At 72.5% G+C, this 19,853-nt stretch carries 19 protein-coding genes; 16 read left to right on the top strand and 3 right to left on the bottom strand.

Features of this window, described 5'->3' with window-relative positions:
• The first annotated feature begins 1 nt into the window (after position 1).
• Positions 2-742 carry a L,D-transpeptidase family protein gene (locus tag ACT2CW_RS35935; protein ID WP_182473487.1) on the top strand — a complete coding sequence of 247 codons (741 nt, stop codon included), beginning with the start codon at positions 2-4 and terminating at the stop codon, positions 740-742.
• Positions 743-776: 34 nt separating this feature from the next.
• Here the strand turns inward: ACT2CW_RS35935 and ACT2CW_RS35930 are convergent, their stop codons facing one another.
• Positions 777-1,217: a MarR family winged helix-turn-helix transcriptional regulator gene (locus ACT2CW_RS35930; RefSeq protein WP_138910546.1), complete on the bottom strand. Its 441-nt coding sequence runs from the start codon at positions 1,215-1,217 to the stop codon at positions 777-779.
• A 138-nt stretch (positions 1,218-1,355) separates the two neighbouring features.
• Between ACT2CW_RS35930 and ACT2CW_RS35925 the strand changes: the two genes are divergently transcribed.
• Complete coding sequence (locus ACT2CW_RS35925; protein WP_445519576.1) at positions 1,356-3,191, top strand: ABC transporter ATP-binding protein; 1,836 nt, start codon at positions 1,356-1,358, stop codon at positions 3,189-3,191.
• Positions 3,192-3,223: 32 nt separating this feature from the next.
• On the opposite strand, the gene ACT2CW_RS35920 is transcribed toward ACT2CW_RS35925, so the two are convergent.
• Both ACT2CW_RS35920 and ACT2CW_RS35915 read right to left on the bottom strand, forming a co-directional pair.
• Positions 3,224-4,087 (bottom strand): AfsR/SARP family transcriptional regulator, encoded by an 864-nt coding sequence (locus tag ACT2CW_RS35920; protein ID WP_445519575.1) that lies wholly within the window; start codon positions 4,085-4,087, stop codon positions 3,224-3,226.
• Between the two features lie 175 nt (positions 4,088-4,262).
• Positions 4,263-4,460 (bottom strand): hypothetical protein, encoded by a 198-nt coding sequence (locus ACT2CW_RS35915; RefSeq protein WP_182473484.1) that lies wholly within the window; start codon positions 4,458-4,460, stop codon positions 4,263-4,265.
• Between the two features lie 180 nt (positions 4,461-4,640).
• On the opposite strand from ACT2CW_RS35915, the gene ACT2CW_RS35910 reads away from it, so the two are divergent.
• The 14 genes from ACT2CW_RS35910 to ACT2CW_RS35845 are packed head-to-tail and all read left to right on the top strand — an operon-like array spanning position 4,641 to position 19,845.
• The gene (locus tag ACT2CW_RS35910) at positions 4,641-5,219 is read left to right on the top strand and encodes a DUF4255 domain-containing protein (protein WP_037957257.1); all 579 of its coding nucleotides are present in this window, start codon (positions 4,641-4,643) and stop codon (positions 5,217-5,219) included.
• On the top strand, positions 5,216-5,941 hold the full coding sequence (locus tag ACT2CW_RS35905; protein WP_445519574.1) for a carboxypeptidase-like regulatory domain-containing protein: 726 nt from the start codon (positions 5,216-5,218) through the stop codon (positions 5,939-5,941). The genes ACT2CW_RS35910 and ACT2CW_RS35905 overlap by 4 nt, the downstream gene beginning before the upstream one ends.
• Before the next feature lie 10 nt (positions 5,942-5,951).
• The gene (locus ACT2CW_RS35900) at positions 5,952-8,216 is read left to right on the top strand and encodes a phage tail sheath family protein (RefSeq protein WP_445519573.1); all 2,265 of its coding nucleotides are present in this window, start codon (positions 5,952-5,954) and stop codon (positions 8,214-8,216) included.
• Between the two features lie 19 nt (positions 8,217-8,235).
• Positions 8,236-8,691: a phage tail protein gene (locus tag ACT2CW_RS35895; protein ID WP_037957264.1), complete on the top strand. Its 456-nt coding sequence runs from the start codon at positions 8,236-8,238 to the stop codon at positions 8,689-8,691.
• Between the two features lies 1 nt (position 8,692).
• Complete coding sequence (locus ACT2CW_RS35890; protein WP_445519572.1) at positions 8,693-10,186, top strand: phage tail sheath family protein; 1,494 nt, start codon at positions 8,693-8,695, stop codon at positions 10,184-10,186.
• On the top strand, positions 10,183-10,701 hold the full coding sequence (locus ACT2CW_RS35885) for a phage tail protein (protein WP_182473480.1): 519 nt from the start codon (positions 10,183-10,185) through the stop codon (positions 10,699-10,701). Before ACT2CW_RS35890 ends, ACT2CW_RS35885 begins: the two co-directional genes overlap by 4 nt.
• Complete coding sequence (locus ACT2CW_RS35880) at positions 10,698-10,892, top strand: putative phage tail protein (RefSeq protein WP_182473479.1); 195 nt, start codon at positions 10,698-10,700, stop codon at positions 10,890-10,892. The genes ACT2CW_RS35885 and ACT2CW_RS35880 overlap by 4 nt, the downstream gene beginning before the upstream one ends.
• The gene (locus ACT2CW_RS35875; RefSeq protein ID WP_164424880.1) at positions 10,889-11,560 is read left to right on the top strand and encodes a CIS tube protein; all 672 of its coding nucleotides are present in this window, start codon (positions 10,889-10,891) and stop codon (positions 11,558-11,560) included. The genes ACT2CW_RS35880 and ACT2CW_RS35875 overlap by 4 nt, the downstream gene beginning before the upstream one ends.
• A gap of 10 nt (positions 11,561-11,570) precedes the next feature.
• Positions 11,571-12,752 carry a phage late control D family protein gene (locus tag ACT2CW_RS35870; protein ID WP_138910538.1) on the top strand — a complete coding sequence of 394 codons (1,182 nt, stop codon included), beginning with the start codon at positions 11,571-11,573 and terminating at the stop codon, positions 12,750-12,752.
• Between the two features lie 2 nt (positions 12,753-12,754).
• Positions 12,755-13,450, top strand: coding sequence for a phage baseplate assembly protein V (locus ACT2CW_RS35865; protein WP_166483054.1), 696 nt, complete (start codon positions 12,755-12,757; stop codon positions 13,448-13,450).
• Positions 13,447-13,878 (top strand): GPW/gp25 family protein, encoded by a 432-nt coding sequence (locus ACT2CW_RS35860; RefSeq protein WP_445519571.1) that lies wholly within the window; start codon positions 13,447-13,449, stop codon positions 13,876-13,878. The genes ACT2CW_RS35865 and ACT2CW_RS35860 overlap by 4 nt, the downstream gene beginning before the upstream one ends.
• Positions 13,875-15,815: a baseplate J/gp47 family protein gene (locus ACT2CW_RS35855; protein WP_445519570.1), complete on the top strand. Its 1,941-nt coding sequence runs from the start codon at positions 13,875-13,877 to the stop codon at positions 15,813-15,815. The genes ACT2CW_RS35860 and ACT2CW_RS35855 overlap by 4 nt, the downstream gene beginning before the upstream one ends.
• Positions 15,812-17,875 carry a putative baseplate assembly protein gene (locus tag ACT2CW_RS35850; protein ID WP_445519569.1) on the top strand — a complete coding sequence of 688 codons (2,064 nt, stop codon included), beginning with the start codon at positions 15,812-15,814 and terminating at the stop codon, positions 17,873-17,875. The genes ACT2CW_RS35855 and ACT2CW_RS35850 overlap by 4 nt, the downstream gene beginning before the upstream one ends.
• Positions 17,872-19,845, top strand: coding sequence for a phage tail protein I (locus ACT2CW_RS35845; RefSeq protein WP_445519568.1), 1,974 nt, complete (start codon positions 17,872-17,874; stop codon positions 19,843-19,845). The genes ACT2CW_RS35850 and ACT2CW_RS35845 overlap by 4 nt, the downstream gene beginning before the upstream one ends.
• Positions 19,846-19,853: the final 8 nt, after the last annotated feature.

Genomic DNA, 19,853 nt, shown 5'->3' with positions numbered 1-19,853 from the left:
CATGCGAATTTCCGGCACGATGTCCATGCGTGCGGCGGCCGCGGCCGCCGCGGCCCTCGTCCTCCTCACGGCTTGCGGCGACGGCGGTGGTGACAGCGGCGGTGACAAGGGCGCGGGCCAGGGCAAACAAGCGCTGCGCAGCGGGGCGCCCACGCCGGATCCCACGCGTATCCCGGATGTGGGGGACAAGCTCCAGTCCCGGATCCCGGACCAGTCCCGTCAGGTCGTGGCGGTCTACGGCAAAGGGGTGAACTCCGGGGACGCGACCGTGGTCCTCTACACCAAGCAGGGCACGACATGGGAGCGGACGCGCAGTTGGACCGCGCACAACGGCAAGCGCGGCTGGACGACGAGTCATCACGAGGGCGACAAGCGCAGCCCGGTCGGGGTCTACACGCTCAGCGACGCGGGCGGTGTGCTGCCCGACCCCGGCGCCCGGCTGCCGTACACGGCGTCCGGCTCCTTCGCCGCGCCGCACTACTGGCCCAAGTCCCACTGGACGGACTTCAACTATGTCATCGCCATTGACTACAACCGCGTCAAGGGCACCTCGCCGCTGGACCAGACCCGGCCCGAAGGGCAGAGCAAAGGCGGCGGCATCTGGCTGCACATGGACCACGGCAGCGGCACCTCGGCCTGTGTCAGCCTCCCCAAGTCCGGTATGGAGTATCTGCTGAAGAACCTCGATCCCAAGCTGCACCCGGTCGTGGTCATGGGGGACAAGGCGCACCTGGCCGCCTGAGCGCGGCGCCAAGACCGGTGCGGTCGCGCAGAGGTCAGCAGCGGTGGTCCGGGGCGCCGGACAGCGTGTCCAGCAGCTCGCCCAGCACCTCGCGCTGCTGATCGCTGAGCGGCGCCAGGATGTCCTCCGCGGCGGACCGGCGCGCCTCGCGCAGCGCGCGCAGCGTCGAGCGCCCGGTGTCGGTGAGCTCGACGCGCACCACCCGGCGGTTGGTCGGATCCGGTACGCGGCGCACCGAGCCATGCGCCTCCAGGGCGTCCACCAGCGTCGTCACGGCGCGCGGGACCACCTCCAGGCGCTGGGCCAGGTCCGCCATCCGCGGCGGCTGGTCGTCATGGGCGACGGTGCGCAGCAGGCGGGACTGGGCGGGTGTGATGCCCAGCGGCTCCATATAGCGCTTCTGGGCGCGGTGCAGTCTGCGGGTCAGGCGCAGCAGCTGCTCCGCGAGGAGGCCGGATGTCTCGGAGGTGGGCATGATCGCAGTTTATCAGGACTGGGTTCATTGTGAGTATAGGTAACAATGAGCTATGCTCTCAAAATCCGCGCCGACGTGGCCACGGCCCGACCATGCCGTCATCATCAGCGTCGGCTTCCCTGAGCCCAGAAGGAGCCCATGCGCCCCGACACGCCTCCGTCATGGACCCCGTCCGCCCAGGAGCCCGAGCGGCCCGCCCAGGTGCGCCGCATCCTCCGGCTCTTCCGTCCCTATCGCGGCCGCCTCGCCGTGGTCGGCCTGCTGGTCGCCGCCTCCGCGCTGGTCTCGGTCGCCTCGCCGTTCCTCCTCCGTGAGATCCTCGACACCGCCATCCCCGACGGCCGCACCGGGCTGCTCACCCTGCTCGCCCTCGGCATGATCGCCGCGGCTGTCGTCAACAGCGTCTTCGGCGTTCTCCAGACCCTGATCTCCACCACTGTCGGCCAGCGCGTCATGCACGATCTGCGCACCGCCGTCTACGACCGGCTCCAGCGCATGCCGCTGGCCTTCTTCACCCGCACCCGCACCGGGGAGGTGCAGTCCCGTATCGCCAATGACATCGGCGGTATGCAGGCCACCGTCACCTCCACCGCGACCTCCCTGGTCTCCAACCTCACCAGCGTGGTCGCCAGCGTCGTCGCGATGCTCGCGCTCGACTGGCGGCTGACCGTCGTCTCGTTGCTCCTGCTGCCGGTCTTCGTCTGGATCAGCCGTCGCGTCGGCGCCGAGCGCAAGAAGATCACCTCGCAGCGCCAGAAGCAGATGGCGGCCATGTCCGCGATGGTCACCGAGTCCCTGTCGGTGAGCGGCATCCTGCTCGGCCGCAGCATGGGCCGGTCCGAGTCGCTCACCCAGCAGTTCGCCCAGGAGTCCGAGCGCCTCGTGGGCCTGGAAGTCCGCTCCAACATGGCCGGCCGCTGGCGGATGTCCACCATCGGCATCGTCATGGCCGCCATGCCCGCGCTGATCTACTGGGCGGCTGGCATCGCCCTCCAGGCCGGTGGCCCCGCCGTCTCCATCGGCACGCTGGTCGCCTTCGTCTCGCTCCAGCAGGGGCTGCTCCGGCCCACGGTGAGCCTGCTGTCCACCGGTGTGCAGGTGCAGACCTCCCTCGCCCTCTTCGCCCGCATCTTCGAATACCTCGACCTGCCGATCGACATCACCGAGCCCGCCGACCCGGTGCGCCTGGAGAAGGTGCGCGGCGAAGTCCGCTTCGACGGCGTCGACTTCGACTACGACAGCACGCCCCCCGGCTCCTCGAAGGGCGCGTCGAAGGGCACCCTGCGCGGCATCGATCTCACCGTCCCCGCGGGCGGCAGCCTGGCGGTCGTCGGGCCGACCGGCTCCGGCAAGACGACCCTCAGCTATCTGGTGCCCCGGCTCTACGACGTGACCGGCGGCCGGCTGCTGATCGACGGTGTGGACGTGCGCGACCTCGACTTCGACTCCCTCGCGCGGGCCGTCGGCGTCGTCTCCCAGGAGACCTACCTCTTCCATGCCTCCGTCGCCGAGAATCTGCGCTTCGCCAAGCCCGACGCGACCGATGAGGAGATCGTGGCGGCGGCCGAGGCCGCCCAGATCCATGACCACATCGCCTCGCTCCCGGACGGCTATGACACCCTCGTAGGAGAGCGCGGCTATCGCTTCTCCGGTGGGGAGAAGCAGCGTCTGGCCATAGCCCGCACGATTCTGCGCGACCCGCCCGTCCTCATCCTCGACGAAGCCACCAGCGCCCTGGACACTCGCACCGAGCAGGCCGTCCAGGAGGCCATCGACTCCCTCTCCGCAGGCCGCACCACGATCACCATCGCCCACCGGCTCTCCACCGTGCGCGACGCCGACCAGATCGTCGTCCTCGACGGAGGCCGGATCGCCGAGCGGGGTACCCATGAGGAGCTGCTGGCCAAGGACGGACGCTACGCGGCACTGGTGCGGCGCGACGCCCATCTGGCGCCGGTGGCCCCCGCCGTCTAGCCCTCTGTGCAGCCTCCTGAACGAGCCATGGGTCACGCGGGCACGGTGCCGGCCGGGGCCGAGGTGTCCGTGCCCTGCGCCGGTGCCTGGCTCGCCGGATGGCGGACCTCGCTCGCCGGATGGCAGACGATCCGACGTGTCGGGAGCTCCGGAGCGGCTCCCCCGCTCCCGGAGGGCGCCGGTGTGGCGGCGTCCCCGCCCCCGGAGTGAGCCGGCACCAGGTCCCTCAGCGTCTGGGAGGGCTCCAGGCCCAGCTCCTCGAGCAGCACCCGGCGACATTGCTCGTACTGCCGCAGCGCCGCGCCCCTGTTCCCGGCGGCGAGATGCGCGTTCATGAGCACGCGATGAGCGCTCTCCCGCAGGGGTTCCGCGCGTACGGCGGCGAGTCCGGCGGCGACGGCCTCGCCATGGCGGCCCGCCGCCGTCAGCCGCTCGGTCATCGCCTCCAGGGCATACAGCCGGAGTTCATGGTATTGCTCCTGCTCGACCAGCACCCACTCGTTCTCCGACCACTCCGGCAAGAGATCGGCCGAGAGATCCTCCCGGGTCTGCGCGGTGAGGATGTCATCGCACGGTCGCGACATATCGAGCAGCCGGTGCGCGCGCGTCGCCGCCACATGGATATCCACGTCGATGTGTTTGCAGATCGCCAGTTCCTGCGCGGAGGCGTCGATGACCTGATGCCCGGTGCGCGTGGCGCGCCATAACGACGACCGGAGATTGGCGTTGGCGCGGGAGGCCGTGACATCCGGCCACAGCATCCCGGCCACATAGGTCCGGCTGCGTGGCATGTTCTGAAGGGCGAGGAACGCGAGCAGGCGCTGGGCGCTGGAGGATATGGGAACGCGATCCTGATCGACCGACAACGCGAAACTCTTGAGCAGTCTCAACGTCATGACGTGGCCTTCTGCGCTCATCGGCCCCCCGGGGCGATATTGGCTCCAGTGACCCATCCCGCGCGTCCCCTCGGGATGCCCGAAAGCCATGTTACGAGCAGATCATGATCGTGTGTCCGGTCTTCCCGCCAAAGGACGCTATATGGCCGGCCATCACCGGAACGTCGCGGCAACGTCACCCCTCCGGCTCGAGCAACTGGTCGAGCCAGGCGCGCACGGCGGTGAGCACATCGTCGACCGCGCTCACCGCGGTGGGGACCGCCTGATGCCCGTCCCCGGTCGGCACGATGCGCGCACGGAATCCATCCGGCCTGCCGCCTTCCACCCAGACCCGGAGGATCAGGACACCGGTCCGTTCTGAGGGGATTTCCATGAAAGGACAATATGCCCGTCGGTGTCACCTCGGCGTTGTCGATGTGTGTCCGGGTTCGTCATCGCCGGCCGTGAAAACGGACCGGTGACGTTCGTGTGATGTGCGTATCGCGGTCCGGCCACGCCGGTCCCGGCATCCTCTCGGAGCACGCTTTCGAGCGCGGAGAGGGGGAGCATTGGCATGGGCGACTTCGGCGTCATCGCCGACGTCTCCACGGTCATCGTGGACAGCCTGACTCAGGCCCTGCGCGGGCTCAGCCAGGTGGAACCGCCGATCGCGGAACTCAACGACCTCTCCGAGACGGTCCAGACACCACCGCCCAAACTCACGGTGTTCCTCTACGAGATCGCCGAGGACCCCACCTCGCGCAACCGGCCGCCGGTGCGCTCCCAGCCACCCGATCCACTGACCACCCGCAAGCCGCCGATGGCCCTGCTGCTGCGCTACCTGGTCACCCCCTGGGGCGGTGACCAGGCCACTCAGCACCGGATGCTCGGACGGGCCCTCCAGACGTTCTACGACGACGCGATCCTGGACGGCGCACAGCTGTCCGGCAGCCTGGCGGCGAGCACCGACGCGCTCCACCTCAGCCTGACCCCGCTCACCTTGGACCAGAAGTCCTGGGTCTGGTACGCGATCCAGAAGCCGTACCGGCTGTCGCTCAACTACGAGGTCCGCGTGGTCAACCTGGACTCCGCCGTCGAGACACCGGTCCACCCCGTGCACAGCCGGGTCATCAGCGGGGCGGGGCTGCCATGAGCCGCTTCCTGCCGCTGGAGCGGTCGACGCTCTACAGCCCGGCCTGGTTCATACCCTTCGACGACCACGCCCGGCGGGTGCGCGCCGCCGGGGTCACCGTCCAGCTGGACCGCTACGACGACGGCGAGTGGCTGCCGCTGGACGACGCGGCGGTGCGCACCCCCAGCGCCGCCTTCGTCTATCCGGGTCTCGGCCGGTGTGCCGAGCCGTGGGCGGCCCGGCCGCGGCGCCACCGGGCCCGCTTCACGGCCCCCGGCTACCAGCCGCTGTACCCGGCGGACGGCCAGCCGTTCTCGGCCGCCCTGGTGGGCGTCGAGTTCCTGGTGCACCCGTATGACGACGGCCACCCGCCGCCGGTGGTGACCGAGCCCCGGCTGGTCCGGCTGCTGCCGAGCGTCTCCTTCCCGTACCCGCCGGGGCTGCGCACGGTGCACGGCGCCGTGGTCGACGCGGCCACGAGGGCGCCGATCGCCAATGCGCTGGTCGAGGCCAGGGGGCAGACCAGCCGGGACCTGACGCCATGGCACGAGCGCACCCTGTCCGACGCCGCGGGCGCCTTCCGGCTGGCCCTGCGGTGGGAGGGCGAGAAGGCCGACGAGCACGCCGTCGAGGAGACATTCCGCCTCCAGGCCACCGAGCGGCCGGGCCGGTCCGGATCGCTGGTCGTGCGGCTGCCCCAGGACATCGAGCGCCGACACGTCATAGAGATCCGCGAGAGTTAAGGAGCCGTCCATGGCGGAGTATCTGAGCCCCGGGGTCTACATCGAGGAGATCGATGCGGGCCCACGGCCGATCGCGGGGGTGAGCACCAGTACGGCCGGAATGGCCGGGGTCACCGCGCGCGGTCCGTACACCGGCAAGCCCAAACTGGTCACCAACTTCCTGGAGTTCCAGAACACCTTCGGCGGATTCCTCCGCGAGCCGGATCCGCTGATCCGGGACACCTGGGCGAACGACTCGGCGGAGGGCGGCCGTTGGTGGCTGTTCCCGCTGGCCGTCAAGGGGTTCTTCGACAACGGCGGCCAGCGGCTGTACATCAAGCGGGTGGCCAGCAAGCAGGCGAGCCCGTCCTCGGGGGTGCTGGGCCACGGCCTGGTGAGCCCCGTCACCGGCGATGCCGCCAAGGGCGGCACCCGCCTGGAACTCGGCCATCTCATCGGGTTCTCCGGCGTCGGACAGCAGATCCAGATTCTCCGCGGCGACGACCAGCAGTCGATCCACACCGCCGGTGTCGCCGCCTACGACGCCACCACCCACCGGATCGAGCTGGACGCCCAGCTGCCCGCCGAGGTCAGGGCGGGCCGCGGCGACTACGTCCAGATCGGGGCGCGCAGCGCGGAGCAGACACTGGAGTTCGCCGCCGTCAGCCCCGGTTCCTGGGGCGACGCGGTGCAGGTGCGGATCCAGCCGATGGCCTCCGCCGCGCTGCCGGTGCTGCCGGATCCGCAGGAGGGCGGGCTGTTCGTCACCCGGCTGGCCGCGGACGCCGCCGCCGACAGCGAGACGGTCGAGGTCGCCGCGGTGACCGGACTCGACCCCGATGAGCTGCCGCCCGACGTGTGGGTGCAGATCGGCTCGGGCCGCTTCAAGGTCCAGGTCAGCCAGCCCGCGGACGGAAAGGTCACGCTGACCCTGCCGTCCGGCGCCACCCATGAGGCATGGCGCGGTGGACTGCTGGTGCGCCGGGTGCGCCGGGGCAACACCTCGGCGGGGACGACGCTGCGGGTCGGCGGGGCGAGCCGGCTCTACGAGGGCGCCGTCGTCCAGCTCGACGACGGCACCCAGCTGACCATCCGCACCGTCGAATCGGTGGCCGCGGATGTCGTCACCCTCGACGCGAACGTGCCCGGGACGCTGTTCGAGACCGATCGGGTGCAACTGATCGAGGCGCAGGTCGACGCCCGGTTCACCGATCCGTCCGGGGCCGTGGAGACCGAGACCCACCGCAACCTCCGGCTCACCGGCGATACACCGGCCAACCTGGTGACCACCCTGGCCGGCCGCTCCCGGCTGGTGCGGGCGACCGCGCTGGGCGCCCTGTCCACCGACCCGACGAAGTTCCCCCTGCCCGCCGTCGGATCGTGGCTGACGCTGGGAGACGGGGACGACGCCTACGGGAGCCTGAGCGTGGCCGACTTCGTCGGCGAGGACGGCGGCAGCGGCAAGCGCACCGGGATCGCGGCGCTCGAGGACATCGACGAGGTGGCCGTCTGCGCCGTGCCCGGCATGTGGTCGGGGACGGTGGAATCGGCCCTGGTCACCCACTGCGAGCTGCTCAAGGACCGGTTCGCGATCCTCGATCCGCAGGACGGCCTGGACATCGAGGACGTCCAGGCGTTCCGCGAGCGGTTCGACACCAAGTACGCCGCGCTCTACCACCCGTGGCTGGTCACCCGCGACCTGTCGACGGACCGCGACGTCGAGGTGCCGCCCTCGGGCCATATGGCCGGGATCTACGCGCGCGTCGATGTGGAGCGGGGGGTGCACAAGGCACCGGCCAACGCGGTCATCCGGGGCATCCGGCTCACCGACGGCATCGCCCAGGACATCACCAAGCGCCATCAGGACGTGCTCAACCCCAAGGGCATCAACGCGCTGCGGTTCTTCCCCGGGCTCGGCCACCGGGTCTGGGGCGCGCGCACGCTCTCCTCGGACAGCTCGTGGAAGTACGTCAACGTCCGGCGGCTGTTCCTCTATCTGGAGGAGTCGATCGAGGAGGGCACCCAGTGGGTGGTGTTCGAGCCGAACGACGAGGCGCTGTGGTCCCTGGTCCGCCAGACGGTCACGAACTTCCTCACCACGGTGTGGCGCACCGGCGCGCTCGCCGGCACCACCGCCGACGAGGCGTTCTTCGTCGCCTGTGACCGCACCACGATGACCGAGGACGACCTCGCCAATGGCCGGCTCATCTGTGTCATCGGCGTCGCGCCGGTCTTCCCGGCGGAGTTCGTGATCTTCCGGATCCAGCAGAAGACCCGCGAGACCCAACTCGCCTGAGTGCCCGAGGGAGTCCATCATGCCGCCCGTGACCAGGGACGATCCATACGCGTCCTATAACTTCAAGATCTTCGTGTTCAACGTCAGCGACGACGGGCTCGCGGTGAGCGGGTCCTTCACCGAGGCCAGCGGCCTGGAGCTGGAGATCCCGCCGATCGAGTACCGCAACGGCAGCGAGGACATCACCGTCCGCAAGATCCCGGGGCTGAAGAAGTTCACCAACCTCACCTTCAAGCGCGGCATCACCGGCCACGCCGCGTTCTGGAAGTGGGTGGCCGACGCGCTCAACGGCACGGTGAAGCGCACCCACGGCTCGATCGTGCTGTGCGACGAGAACCGCAACGACGTGATGCGCTGGAACTTCGACCGCGGCTGGCCCACCAAGTACACCGGCCCGACGCTGAGCGCCACCAAGAACGAGATCGCCATGGAGACGCTCGTCCTGGCGGTCGAGAAGCTGGAGATCGAAACCTGACATGGCAGGCGAAGCGCTCCCCGGAGTATCCCTGACGTTCGCGCCACGCGGCTCCGACACCGAGCCGCTGCGCACCGATGTGGCGGCGTTCCTCGGCCGGCTCCGCCGCGGCCCGGTCGGCACTCCCGTGCGCGTGGAGAGCTGGAACGACGTCGTGGGCACCTTCGGGCCGCCGGAGGGCGCCTTCGCCACCCCGTACGCACTGCGCGGCTTCTTCGAGAACGGCGGCCGCACCGCCTGGGTGCTCCGCGTGTCCGGGCCGGCCACCACGGCCCGGACGGCGTGGACGGTCGGGCCGCTGAGCGGATGGGACGCCACGGGCTACCAGGTGGTGGCCACCAGCCCCGGAGCCTGGGCCAACGGCGGGCGCGTCGCCGTCCGTTACCAGGCCAGCACCGTCGCCGGACCGCCCACCGCGAGCGTACGGATCATGATGCCCGGCGAGCCGCCCGAGACCTTTCCCGGGCTGCCGCTCACCGGTCTGGCCGACCGGCTCACCGGATCCCGCTACCTCCGGCTGGTCCCGGACGGGCCGCCACCGCCGCCGGGGCGGCCCGGCCCGATCTCGATGTCCTGGGACCTGACGCTCGCGGGCGGCGCCGACGCCGCGCCCACCCGCGCGGCGTACTCGGACGCCGTGACCGCACAGGCCGAACTGCCGGAACCGGCGCTGGTGGCGCTGCCGGACCTGGGCACGGACCTGTCCGGCGCCACGCACACCGACATGGTGCTCGAACTGCTGCGGAGCGTGCGGCCGTCGCACGACCGCCTCGCCGTTCTGGACGTGCCGCCCGCGCTGTCCTCCGTGGACCAGGTGGTGGACTGGGTGGGCTCCCTGGCGGCCACCGGCGACAGCCAGTTGCTCGGCTGCGCCGCCGTCTACCACCCGCCGCTGCGCACCCCCGACGGGCAGGACCTGCGCACCGTCCCGGCGTCCGGGCACGTCCTGGGCGTCATCGCGCGCCTCGACGGCGAGCGCGGGGCACACCACACACCCGCGAACGCCGTGCTCCTGGAGGCGGTCGACCTCGCCACCGAATATCCCGAGCCGCAGCAGGTCCGGCTGTTCGACGCGGGGATCGACCTGATCCGGTGCACCCGGGGGCGAGGGCTGATGGTGTGGGGCGGGCGCACCCTGTCCGCCGACCCGGGCACCCGCTACATCGCCCACCGCCGGCTGGTGCATCTGCTGGTGCGCGCGATCCGGCGGGCGGCGAGCCCGCTGGTGTTCGACGTCAACTCGGCGGAGCTGCGGCTGACGTTGGTACGGGCGCTGACCTCCGTGCTCCTGTCGGCCTTCCGGGCCGGGGCGCTCGCCGGGGCCCGGCCCGAGCAGGCGTTCCGGGTGGTGTGCGACGACACCAACAACCCGCCCGAGCAGGACCCGGGGCAACTGGTCTGTGAGATCGAGGTGGCCCCGGCCGTCCCCATGGAGTTCATCCGGCTGCGTCTCGTACTCGGCCAGGACCGAGGTCTGGAGGTGATCGAGGCGTGAGTCTGGATCCGCTGCCCAAATACCGCTTCCTGGTCACCCTCGACCCCGGTGACGCGTATCTGCCCGCCGCGCAGGCGCTGCTGCTGCCACTGGCCGCATCCGGCGCGTTCCAGGAGGTCACCGGGCTCGGCGCGCAGCTGGAGGTGACGAGCTACCCGGAGGGCGGGCGCAACGACTCGGTCCACCAGCTGCCGCTGCGCCACTCCTGGAACCGGATCACGCTCAAGCGCGGTGTGGTGCGCGACCCGGGGCTGTGGTCCTGGTACCAGGCAGGGCTCGCCGACTCGCTGGGCGCCCGCCGCGACGGCGCGGTGATCGTGCTCGGCCCGGACGGGGTGCCCGGTGCGGCCTGGGCCTTCCACGGCGGGCTCGCCGCCAAGTGGACCGGCCCGGATCTGCACGGGGAGCAGAACGCGATCGCCGTCGAGTCGCTGGAGATCGCGCACGAGGGGCTGACGAAGGTCGTGCAGGACGCCGCGGCGAGCGCCTTGCCGCGCCAGATCCAAGGGAGGTGACCGAGGTGCCGAAGGTGACCATTCACCACCTCGAGGTCCGGTTCCAGGTGGAAGGCGACGACGGCGCCGTGTTCACCCGCCTGTTCAACCAGCACATCCAGGCGTGGGCGAAGTTGTACGAGGACCAGTGCGCACGCGCCGAACACACCGAGACCGAACGGCGCTTCGGCGACGCGGAGGGCCATTCATGAGTGTGACGCCCGTGTCCTTCGCCCGGCAGGGTGCCGCCCGGGCCCGGCTGGAGATCGTCCGGCCGGTGATCGCCGACGAGCGGCAGCGCCGGATCCCGCTGCGGTTCAACCCCACCGACTACAAGCTGAGCAAGAGCAACACCTTCGCCGAGATCACCATCCCCGGCCTGGAGACACCGCCCCTGCAATATGTCCGCGGCGGCACCGAGACCCTCACCGTGCAGGCGCTGGTGGACACCTCCGACACCCTGGAGAACGTACGGAAGTCCTACGTCGACGCGGTGCGCAACCTGCTGCGGCCCGACAGCCGCGAACACGCGCCACCGGTCGTGCGGTTCGTCTGGGACGAGGAGGTCTTCACCGGCGTCGTGGAGAAGCTGGACGTCAACTACCAGCTGTTCCGGCCGGACGGCGTGCCGCTGCGGGCCATGCTGGACCTCTCGCTCAAGGAGTTCCGCACCGCCGCCGCGCAGGTCGCCGAGACGCCCCGCTCGTCGCCCACGGTGGAGAAGAGCTATGTGGTGCGCCGCGGCGACACGCTCAGCTCCATCTCCGCCGCGCTGTACCGGCGGCCCGACGCCTGGCGGGAGCTGGCGCGCGCCAATGGCATCAGCGATCCACGCGACCTGCGGCCGGGCCGGGTGCTGACCGTGCCCCGGCTGGCGTGAGGAGCGCGCGATGAGCACCCCCACCCCCGAGGTCGCCTCGCCCGACCGGTACGCGCCCGAGTTCGATGTGCGCATCGAGGGCCTGGAGATGGACCCGTCCACCAAGAACGACATCATCGACATCAAGGTGAACCGGGACATCGACGAGCTGTCCGGCTTCGATCTCACCCTGAACAACTGGGACGACGTCAATCTGCGGTTCAAGCACAGCGATTCGCCGCGCTTCCGGCTCGGCGGCCGGGTCTCGGTCCGGCTCGGCTACGCCGACAAGCTGCTCACCGTCGCCACCGGTACCATCTCCACGCTCAGCCCGAAGTTCACCGACGGCGCGTCGCCCACCGTCCAGGTCAGCGGCGTGGACGGGCTGCTGCGGCTCAAGGACCGCAAGCCCACCGAGAACGAGACCAAGATCTACCGCAATCTGCCGGACTGGCGCATCGCCGAGCAGATCGCCCAGCGCAACCACCTGCGCATCGAGGTCACCCGGGAAGGGCCCACCCATGACGTGGTGGTGCAGAAGAACCAGGACGACGCGACGTTCCTGCTGGAGCGGGCCAAGCGGCTGGACTTCGACTGCTACATCCTGCCCGACGCGAAGACCGGCGAGGACACGCTGTACTTCACCAAGCCGACCGACGGCCGCGACGGCCGCCCCATCCGGCTGTACCGGCTGGCGTACGCACCCGGGCTGAGCACCGGCCCCACCGGCCGGCCCGAGGGGCTGGTCCCCAACCTCATGGAATTCACCCCCACCCTGACCGTCTCCCAGCAGGTCAGCAAGGTCACCGTGCGCGGCTGGGACCCCCGTACCAAACAGGCGATCGCGTTCACCGCGACCGCCGAGAACCTCCCGGCCGGGCAGAACACGGCCGACGGGCAGAGCGGGCCGCAGGTCGCCGAGTCCACCCTCCAGGGCCGTCAGGAGGTCGTGGTGGACGCACCCGTAGGCAGCGACCAGGAGGCCCGCGAACTGGCGATCAGCCTGCTGCGCGAGCGGGCCTACGAGTTCATCACCGCGACCGGCAAGGTGGCGGGCCTGCCCGAGCTGCGGCCCGGCGACAACCTGGAGATCTACGGCCTCGGGCACCGCTTCTCGGGCACCTACTTCGTCAAGCGGGTCGAGCACACCCTCAACACCAGTGGTTTCTTCACCCAGTTCACCGGACGGCGGATCCATCAGGGGGACCAGTGACCGTGAGGGGCACGCCACGCGCCCGCTCCACCGACAAGCGCTACTACGGCGTGGTCGAGGCGCTCGTCGTGGAGAACGAGGGCGACGACGAGGGCCAGGTCAAGCTGAAGTTCCCGTGGTTCGACGACACCACGGTCACCGACTGGGTCCGGGTCAGCCAGCTGTACGCGGGAGGCGGCTACGGCTCGGTGTTCGTCCCCGAGAAGGGCGATGAGGTGCTCGTGGCCTTCGTCCATGGGGACATGCGGTACCCGATCGTGCTCGGCGGCCTCTACAACGGCGAGGACAAGCCGCCGACCGCCCGCACCGAGGGCCGCGACCAGAAGATCATCCGGACCCGGCACGGCCATGAGGTGCTCCTGGACGACACCCAGTCCAAGGCCGCCGTACGGATCACCTCCGCCGCCGGACACGTCGTGGAACTGGACGACCAGGGCAAGGCCATCCGCATCACCGCCGCGGAGGGCGGCAGCGTCACCGTGACCGCGCAGGGCGAGATCACCCTCAAGGCACCCAAGCTGACGGTCGATTCCCCCTCCATCGACCTCGGCGGCGGTGCCACCGAACCGCTTGTGCTCGGCAACGCGCTGCTCCAGGCGTTCAACACCCACACCCACCCCTCCGCCGCCGGGCCCACCGGCCCGCCCGCCCCGCCGCTCACCCCCGCCGTGCTGGCCAAGAAGGCGAGGACGGCATGAGCGAGGAGTTCCTCGGAACCGGCTGGCGGTTCCCGATCCTGCCCGACGCGTCCGGGCGGCTCGGCTACGCCGTCGGCGAGGAGAGCATCGAGCACTGTCTGCGGGCGCTGCTCCTCACCGGCACCGGCGAGCGGGTGATGCGCCCCGAACTGGGCACCCGCGCCCAGGAGTTGGTGTTCGCGCCCGGCAGTGTGCAGAACCTGCGCGACCTGGAGCAGTCGATCGCCGTCGCGGTCCGCGACCATGAGCCTCGGGTGGAGCTGGAGGAGGTCCGCGCGGAGGCCGACCCGGCCGACGAGTCGCGGATCACCGTCTCGGTCGTCTACCGCATCCGGCGCAGCAACACCAAGGCCAACCTCGTGTTCCCGTTCTACACCGGGCTGACCGGACTCACCGGACCCACGGGACCCACTGGGGGCACCCCATGACCCTGCCCCCGCCGAAGCTGGACGACCTCACCTGGGCCGACATGATGGCGGCCATCCGCCGCCGGATCCCCGCCGAGTCCGACGGCACCTGGACGCTGCACGCGCCCGTCGACCCCGGTGTCACCCTCCTGGAACTCTTCGCCTACCTCCTCGAACAGCGGCTGTACTGGCTCGACCAGGTGCCGGACGCGCTCGTGGTCGCCATACTGCGGCTGCTCGGCCTCGAACCGCCGCGCCCCGCCCGCCCCGCCGCCACCGTGCTGCGCCTCGCCGCCCGGCAGGAGGGCACCGCGGTCCCGGTCGTCCCGGCCGGGACGGCGCTCACCCGGGATCCCACCGGACAGGTCGTCTTCACCCTCGACGACGACGTGGCCGTGCTGCCGCTCGCCGAGGACGGTGAGGTCACCGTGTGGACCGACCGCGACCGCACGGCGGATCTGCGGGCCCGGCGCGGTATCGCGCTGCTGGCGAGCGACGGCGCCCCGGCACAGGTCCGGTTCACCCTGCCGCTCACCGGGGACCACCCCGCGCCCGGCCCGATCGGGCTGCTCGTGGAGCTGGACGCGCCCACCGCGTCCGCGCCGTCCTGGCTGCCGGGCGCGGTCGCCGACGTACCGCCTCCCGCCGAGCTGACCTGGTCCTGGTTCCGGCCGGGCACGGACATCTCCGGTGCGTATGAGAAGGTCGAGGACGGCACGGGCGGGCTCAGACGGTCCGGTGTGGTCCGGCTCCACCCCCCGGCCGACTGGTCCACGCGCGACACCGGGCTCCTGGTGTCCACCCCGGCCGCCACCTACGCGGCCCCGCCCCGTCTGCTCCAACTCGCCGTCAACGCCTCCGCCGCACACCACCGCCGGCACCGCACCGTGAGCGGCGCCGACCTCCAGGACCAGATCGGCGCCTGGCTCCGGCTGCCCGGTCAGCATCTCGTCCTGCCGGACGCCGCCGACCGCCTCCTGGAGGCGACGCTGCGCCTGGCGGGCCAGGAGTGGCGGCCGGCACCGGACTTCACCTTCGGTTCCCCGGCCGACCGGATCTTCGTGCTCGACCGGGCCGAGGGCGCGCTGGTGTTCGGCGACGGACTCACCGGGCGCATCCCCCACCCGGACCCGGACGCGCACATCACTTACGCGACCGGCGGCGGCCGGATCGGCAACGGCGGCATGACCGGCAACTGGCTGCCGGCCCAGGACCTTCCGGGAGCGGTCTCGGCCGCCAACCTCGTACGGGCCGAGGGCGGCACCGACCCCGAGACCGTCACCGAGGCGCGCCGCCGCGCCGCCGCCTCCCTGGGGGAGGTGACCCGCGCGGTCACCGCCGAGGACTACGTCACCCTGGCGTGTGCGACACCCGGCGTCGCCATCGCCCGCGCCTACCCGGCCGTCGGCGCGCACCCCGGCTTCCCGTGCGCCACGGTGCCCGGCGCGGTGACCGTCCACATCGTCCCGGCCGCGCCCCGCGACGACCTCACCCGCGAGGACTTCGTGGCCGCGCCGCTCCCCGACCCCGGGATGCTGCGCGCGGCCGCCGCCCACCTCGAACAGGCGCGGCTGCTCACCTCCGAGGTCTTCGTCCGCGCGCCCCGCTACCGCGAGGTGACGCTGCGCGTGACCCTGTCCGGCGACCCGGCGGACGTCACCCGGGTGTCCGCCGCGCTCACCGCCGCGCTGCGCCGCTTCCTCGACCCGCTCGTGGGTGGTGAGGACCAGGACGGCTGGCCGTTCGGACAGCCGCTGCGGCCCTCGGCCCTGCTGCGGGCCGCACAGCGGGCGCTGGGCGACCTCGCGGACATCGCCGCCGTGGCGATCGGCCTCGACGGGGCCGACGCGGTGGAGGAGTGCGACGAGGTGCCGCTCGGCGCCGGGGAGCTTCCCGTCCTGCGGACGGTCCACACCCGGATCGTGCCCGCCGTCGAACCGGGGGAGGGGCTGGTATGACCGGCGAGGTGTGGTGGGAGAGGGACGCGCGGGAACGGGAGCGCGAGGACGGGCGGATCGTGCCCGGCCCCGGCCCGACCGGAGTCCAGCCCGAACTGGTCGACGCCACCCGCGAGGCCGTACGCGCCGACGTCCGCGCCCGGATCGCGGGCTACACCCCGGACTGGACCGACCCCGACCGGCAGGACGCCGGTGTCGCCCTCGTCCGCCTCTTCGGAACCCAGACCGAACCCGTACTCGGCCGCGTCAACCGGCTGCCGGAGAAGGTGCTGGCCGAACACCTGGCGACGGCGGGCGTGCGGCGCCGGCCGGCCGGTGCGGCGGCGACGCTGCTGGAGTTCACCGTGAACCCGCCGGACGGCGCCTCGGTGCTCGTCCCCACCGGGTTCCAGAGCGCCGCCTCGACCCCGGCGGGCCAGGTCGTCTACGAGACGGACCAGGACCTGTACGCCACCCCGGCCACCCTCGCCGATCTCGCCGTCCAGGGGGCCGGGACGGTCCAGGCCCTGCCGCTGGGACCGGCCGGGCCCAGCCGTCCCTTCGAGCCCTTCGGCCGCGATCCGCGGCCCGGCAACGCGCTGTGGATCGGACTCGCCGGACCGGCCGCCCCCTACCCGCGGCTGTCGCTCGGCTTCGTGGTCGTCGCCGCTCCGCCCGCCCCCGCGGCCTCCGGCGGCACCGCGCCGCTGCCGCTGCCGCCCGCGCCGCTGCTGCGCTGGGACGTGCTGGACGGCAACCGGCTCGTCCCCGCCGAGCTGATGCGGGACTCCACGGCCGGGTTCGGCGCCAGTGGAACCGTCGAGCTGCGGGTCCCCAGGTCATGGGAGCCGGGCAGCCCGTCCGGCAGCCGGCCCCGGCTGCGCTGGCTGCGCCTGCGGATCGCGCACGGCGCCTTCGCCGGACCCGCGCCCGTGCTGTCCGGGCTGCGGCTGAACGTGGTCGCCGCCACCGCCGCCCGCACCATCCGCGACGAGCCGCTCCAGCCCGTCCAGGACCCGGCGGCGACCGGGCTGCGGCGCATGAAGCTCAGCCAGGTGCCCATCCTCGCCGGATCGGTGGTCATCGAGGTGGACGACGACACGGGCGGCGATGTGTTCGGCACCACGGCGGGCACATCGGCCGGAACCTCCTCCCGGTGGCGTGAGGTGGAGAGCCTGGCCGGGCACGGCGCCGACGACCGGGTGTTCACCGTGGACCACGAGAGCGGCGAGGTGACCTTCGGGGACGGCGTGAGCGGCGCGGCCGTCCCGCCCGGCTTCCGCAACGTCCGCGCCGTGCGCTACCGCGTGGGCGGCGGCAGCGCCGGGGCCGTGGCGGCGGGCGCGGTCAACGGGGTGGTGACCGCGCTGCCGTTCGTCACCGGCGTGAGCAACCCCTTCCCGGCCTCCGGCGGAACGGACGCCGAGCCCGACGCCGAGGCCATGCGCCGCGGCGCCGGTGAACTGCGCGCCCGCGGCCGGGCCGTGGCCCCGGCCGACTACGGGCAGCTCGCCACCCGCGCGCCCGGCGCCTCGGTGGCCCGCGCCCGGGGCGTGCCCGGTCTGCATCCCGACTTCGCGGGGGTGCCGATCCCGGGCGTGGTGGGCGTCCTCGTCGTACCGCCCGCGACTCCGGGCGGCGACCCGGACGAACCGCCGGTCGCCACGGCCGCGACCCTGAAGGCCGTCGCCGACTTCCTCATCCGCGAAGCCGCCCCCGCCGGGGTCACGGTGGTCGCCGCCCCCGCGCCGTACCGCCGCGTCGGAGTGGAGTCCTGGGTGGCCCTCGACCCGGACCTCGACCGGGCCGCCGTCCTGGCCAGGGCCGGGGACGCGGTGCGCACCTACCTCGACCCGCTGCGCGGCGGGGAGGACGGCGCGGGCTGGCCCTTCGGCGGCGCGCTGCGCCATACGGCGCTGGTCCGGCGGCTCCTGGCGGTCGAGGGCGTGCTGGCCGTCACCCGGCTGTCGCTCACCGTCGACGGAGTGCGCCGCCCGCCCTGCACCGACCACGCCCTCCCGCCCCACACCCTCGTCTGGCCGGAGCGCCCGCTGCTGATCCCGGTAGGAGACCAGCCATGACGTGCACCCCGCACCCCGCGACCTTCCGCCTCCTCGACGCCTACGTCGGCTGGGACCAGTGGGACCTCCAGCAGCCTGACGGCATCGTCGGCTTCGAGGACCCGGCCGGACTCCGGCTCGCCCACCGCGGCGCCGCGCCGGAAGGACCCACCAGGGACCGGCTGCTGCCGTGGTTCCCCGACCCCCGCCTCGCGCCCGGATGCGGGCCGTGCGGCTGGTATCTGCTCGTCCCCGGCGAGCGGCGGCTGCTGCGCCGCGACGGGTGCGGCGGTGCCTTCGCCCCCGTCTGGCCGCCCGGCTGCGAGCCCGACCCGCTGCGCCAACCGGTCTCCGTCGCCGCGCGCGGCCACCGGCTGGCCGTGGTCGAGTCCGACCGGGTCCTGGTGTGGCGCCGCGAGGGCGGGCAACTGGCCGGTGTGATCCGGGCCGAGCGGCCCCGCTGGGCCGCCCTGGGCCCCGGCGACGACGTCCTGGTGGCCCGTCAGGGCAGTACGGACCTGCGGCGGTTCGACTCGACCGGCGGCTTCCGCGGCGTGCTGCGCACCGGTGTGCGCGGCGAGATCATCGGCCTGCGCACCGGCCCGGGGCGGACCATCTGGCTGCTCACCGACGACGGCGGACGGCTCGGCATCCACCGTGGCGGTCACCGCCGCCCGTTCCGTCCCGTCACCGTGGACGAACTGGCCGCGGAGCTGCCCGCGTCCACGCTCACCTCGGCCGACGAGGACGGGTTCTGCCTGACCGAGAAGGGCCCGGAGGGCCCCGAGACCCGCTGCTTCACCTGGCAGGGCCTGCCCCGGGACCCCGCGCCGCCCGCCACCGACACGTACGTCACCAGCGGGTCGTACCTCACCACCCTCATCGACAGCGGCATTTCGCGGTGCCGCTGGCACCGTGTGCGGCTGGACGCCGAGGTGCCCGCCGGGACGGCGGCCGCCGTCGAGATCGTGGTGAGCGAGGACGGCAGGTACGACGAGAGCGACTGGCAGACGTCGGCTCCCGGGATCACGGACTTCCTCGTCGACCAGCCGCCCGGCCGCTTCCTGCGGCTACGGCTGCGGCTGTCCGGCGACGGCGGCTCGACTCCGGTGCTGCGCCGGATCCGGCTGGACTTCCCCCGGGTCACCAGCGCCGACCTGCTGCCGCCCGCCTTCCGTGAGGACCCCGCCGCCGACGACTTCACCGAGCGCTTCCTGTCGCTGTTCGACGCCACGCTCGCCCAGCTCGACCGGGTGATCGAGCGGTATCCGTCGCTCCTCGACCCGGCGGGCGTCCCGGACCGGGCGCTGCCGTGGCTGGCCGGGCTGCTCGGCCTGTCGTTCGAGGCGGGCTGGGACGCCCGCACCCGGCGCGCGCTGCTGGCCGCAGCCCCGGAGCTCTACCGGCGCCGGGGCACGCCATGGGCGCTGCGCGAGGCGGTGCGCATCGTGTTCGGGGCGGCCCCGGTCGTGGACGAGCTGGCGGCGGACCGCCGCTGGGCCCATCTGCGCGCGGCGCGGGACCAGGGGCCCGGCGCCATGACGGGGACGGACCAGGGGCTCGGCGCCATAAGGCTGTTCGGCCGCTCGGCGAGCCGCTTCCGCGTCGGCGGCACCGCCCTCGGCGCGGCGCCGCTGCGGGCGTTCGGCGCGCCGGACAGCGACCCGTTCACCGCGCACGCGCACCGGTTCCGGCTGCTGCTGCCCGCCGGATCGGCGGACGCGACGGCGCTGCGGCGGCTGGTGGAGCGGCAGGCGCCCGCGCACACGGTGGGGTCGGTACGCACCGGCGGCGCGGGCTTCGTGGTCGGTTCGCGGTCCACGGTCGGCGTGGACACCGCGTTCGTCCCGCTGCCGGCGCCCGTACTGGGCGGAGCGGACCCGGTGCGGCTGAACCGCGACGGAGTACTGAGGCCGGGACCGAGAGGGTTGCGCCGAGGGGTGGGCGTGGGAGTCGTCTCCGCCGTCGGCATGCATACGCGAGTGTCGTGAGAGGACGG

Source organism: Streptomyces sp. NEAU-174 (genome assembly GCF_052665095.1).
Note: the sequence above shows the minus strand (reverse complement) of the source record. Positions and strands in the feature narration are given on the sequence as shown.

Excerpts from the sequence above, each read along its gene's own strand:
- ACT2CW_RS35915 (WP_182473484.1), bottom strand. The coding sequence starts at position 4,460 with ATGGAAATCCCCTCAGAACGGACCGGTGTCCTGATCCTCCGGGTCTGG.
- ACT2CW_RS35890 (WP_445519572.1), top strand. The coding sequence starts at position 8,693 with ATGGCAGGCGAAGCGCTCCCCGGAGTATCCCTGACGTTCGCGCCACGC.
- ACT2CW_RS35855 (WP_445519570.1), top strand. The coding sequence starts at position 13,875 with ATGACCCTGCCCCCGCCGAAGCTGGACGACCTCACCTGGGCCGACATG.
- ACT2CW_RS35895 (WP_037957264.1), top strand. The coding sequence starts at position 8,236 with ATGCCGCCCGTGACCAGGGACGATCCATACGCGTCCTATAACTTCAAG.
- ACT2CW_RS35870 (WP_138910538.1), top strand. The coding sequence starts at position 11,571 with ATGAGCACCCCCACCCCCGAGGTCGCCTCGCCCGACCGGTACGCGCCC.
- ACT2CW_RS35905 (WP_445519574.1), top strand. The coding sequence starts at position 5,216 with ATGAGCCGCTTCCTGCCGCTGGAGCGGTCGACGCTCTACAGCCCGGCC.
- ACT2CW_RS35920 (WP_445519575.1), bottom strand. The coding sequence starts at position 4,087 with ATGACGTTGAGACTGCTCAAGAGTTTCGCGTTGTCGGTCGATCAGGAT.
- ACT2CW_RS35930 (WP_138910546.1), bottom strand. The coding sequence starts at position 1,217 with ATGCCCACCTCCGAGACATCCGGCCTCCTCGCGGAGCAGCTGCTGCGC.
- ACT2CW_RS35875 (WP_164424880.1), top strand. The coding sequence starts at position 10,889 with ATGAGTGTGACGCCCGTGTCCTTCGCCCGGCAGGGTGCCGCCCGGGCC.
- ACT2CW_RS35900 (WP_445519573.1), top strand. The coding sequence starts at position 5,952 with ATGGCGGAGTATCTGAGCCCCGGGGTCTACATCGAGGAGATCGATGCG.
- ACT2CW_RS35850 (WP_445519569.1), top strand. The coding sequence starts at position 15,812 with ATGACCGGCGAGGTGTGGTGGGAGAGGGACGCGCGGGAACGGGAGCGC.
- ACT2CW_RS35910 (WP_037957257.1), top strand. The coding sequence starts at position 4,641 with ATGGGCGACTTCGGCGTCATCGCCGACGTCTCCACGGTCATCGTGGAC.
- ACT2CW_RS35925 (WP_445519576.1), top strand. The coding sequence starts at position 1,356 with ATGCGCCCCGACACGCCTCCGTCATGGACCCCGTCCGCCCAGGAGCCC.
- ACT2CW_RS35845 (WP_445519568.1), top strand. The coding sequence starts at position 17,872 with ATGACGTGCACCCCGCACCCCGCGACCTTCCGCCTCCTCGACGCCTAC.
- ACT2CW_RS35860 (WP_445519571.1), top strand. The coding sequence starts at position 13,447 with ATGAGCGAGGAGTTCCTCGGAACCGGCTGGCGGTTCCCGATCCTGCCC.
- ACT2CW_RS35935 (WP_182473487.1), top strand. The coding sequence starts at position 2 with ATGCGAATTTCCGGCACGATGTCCATGCGTGCGGCGGCCGCGGCCGCC.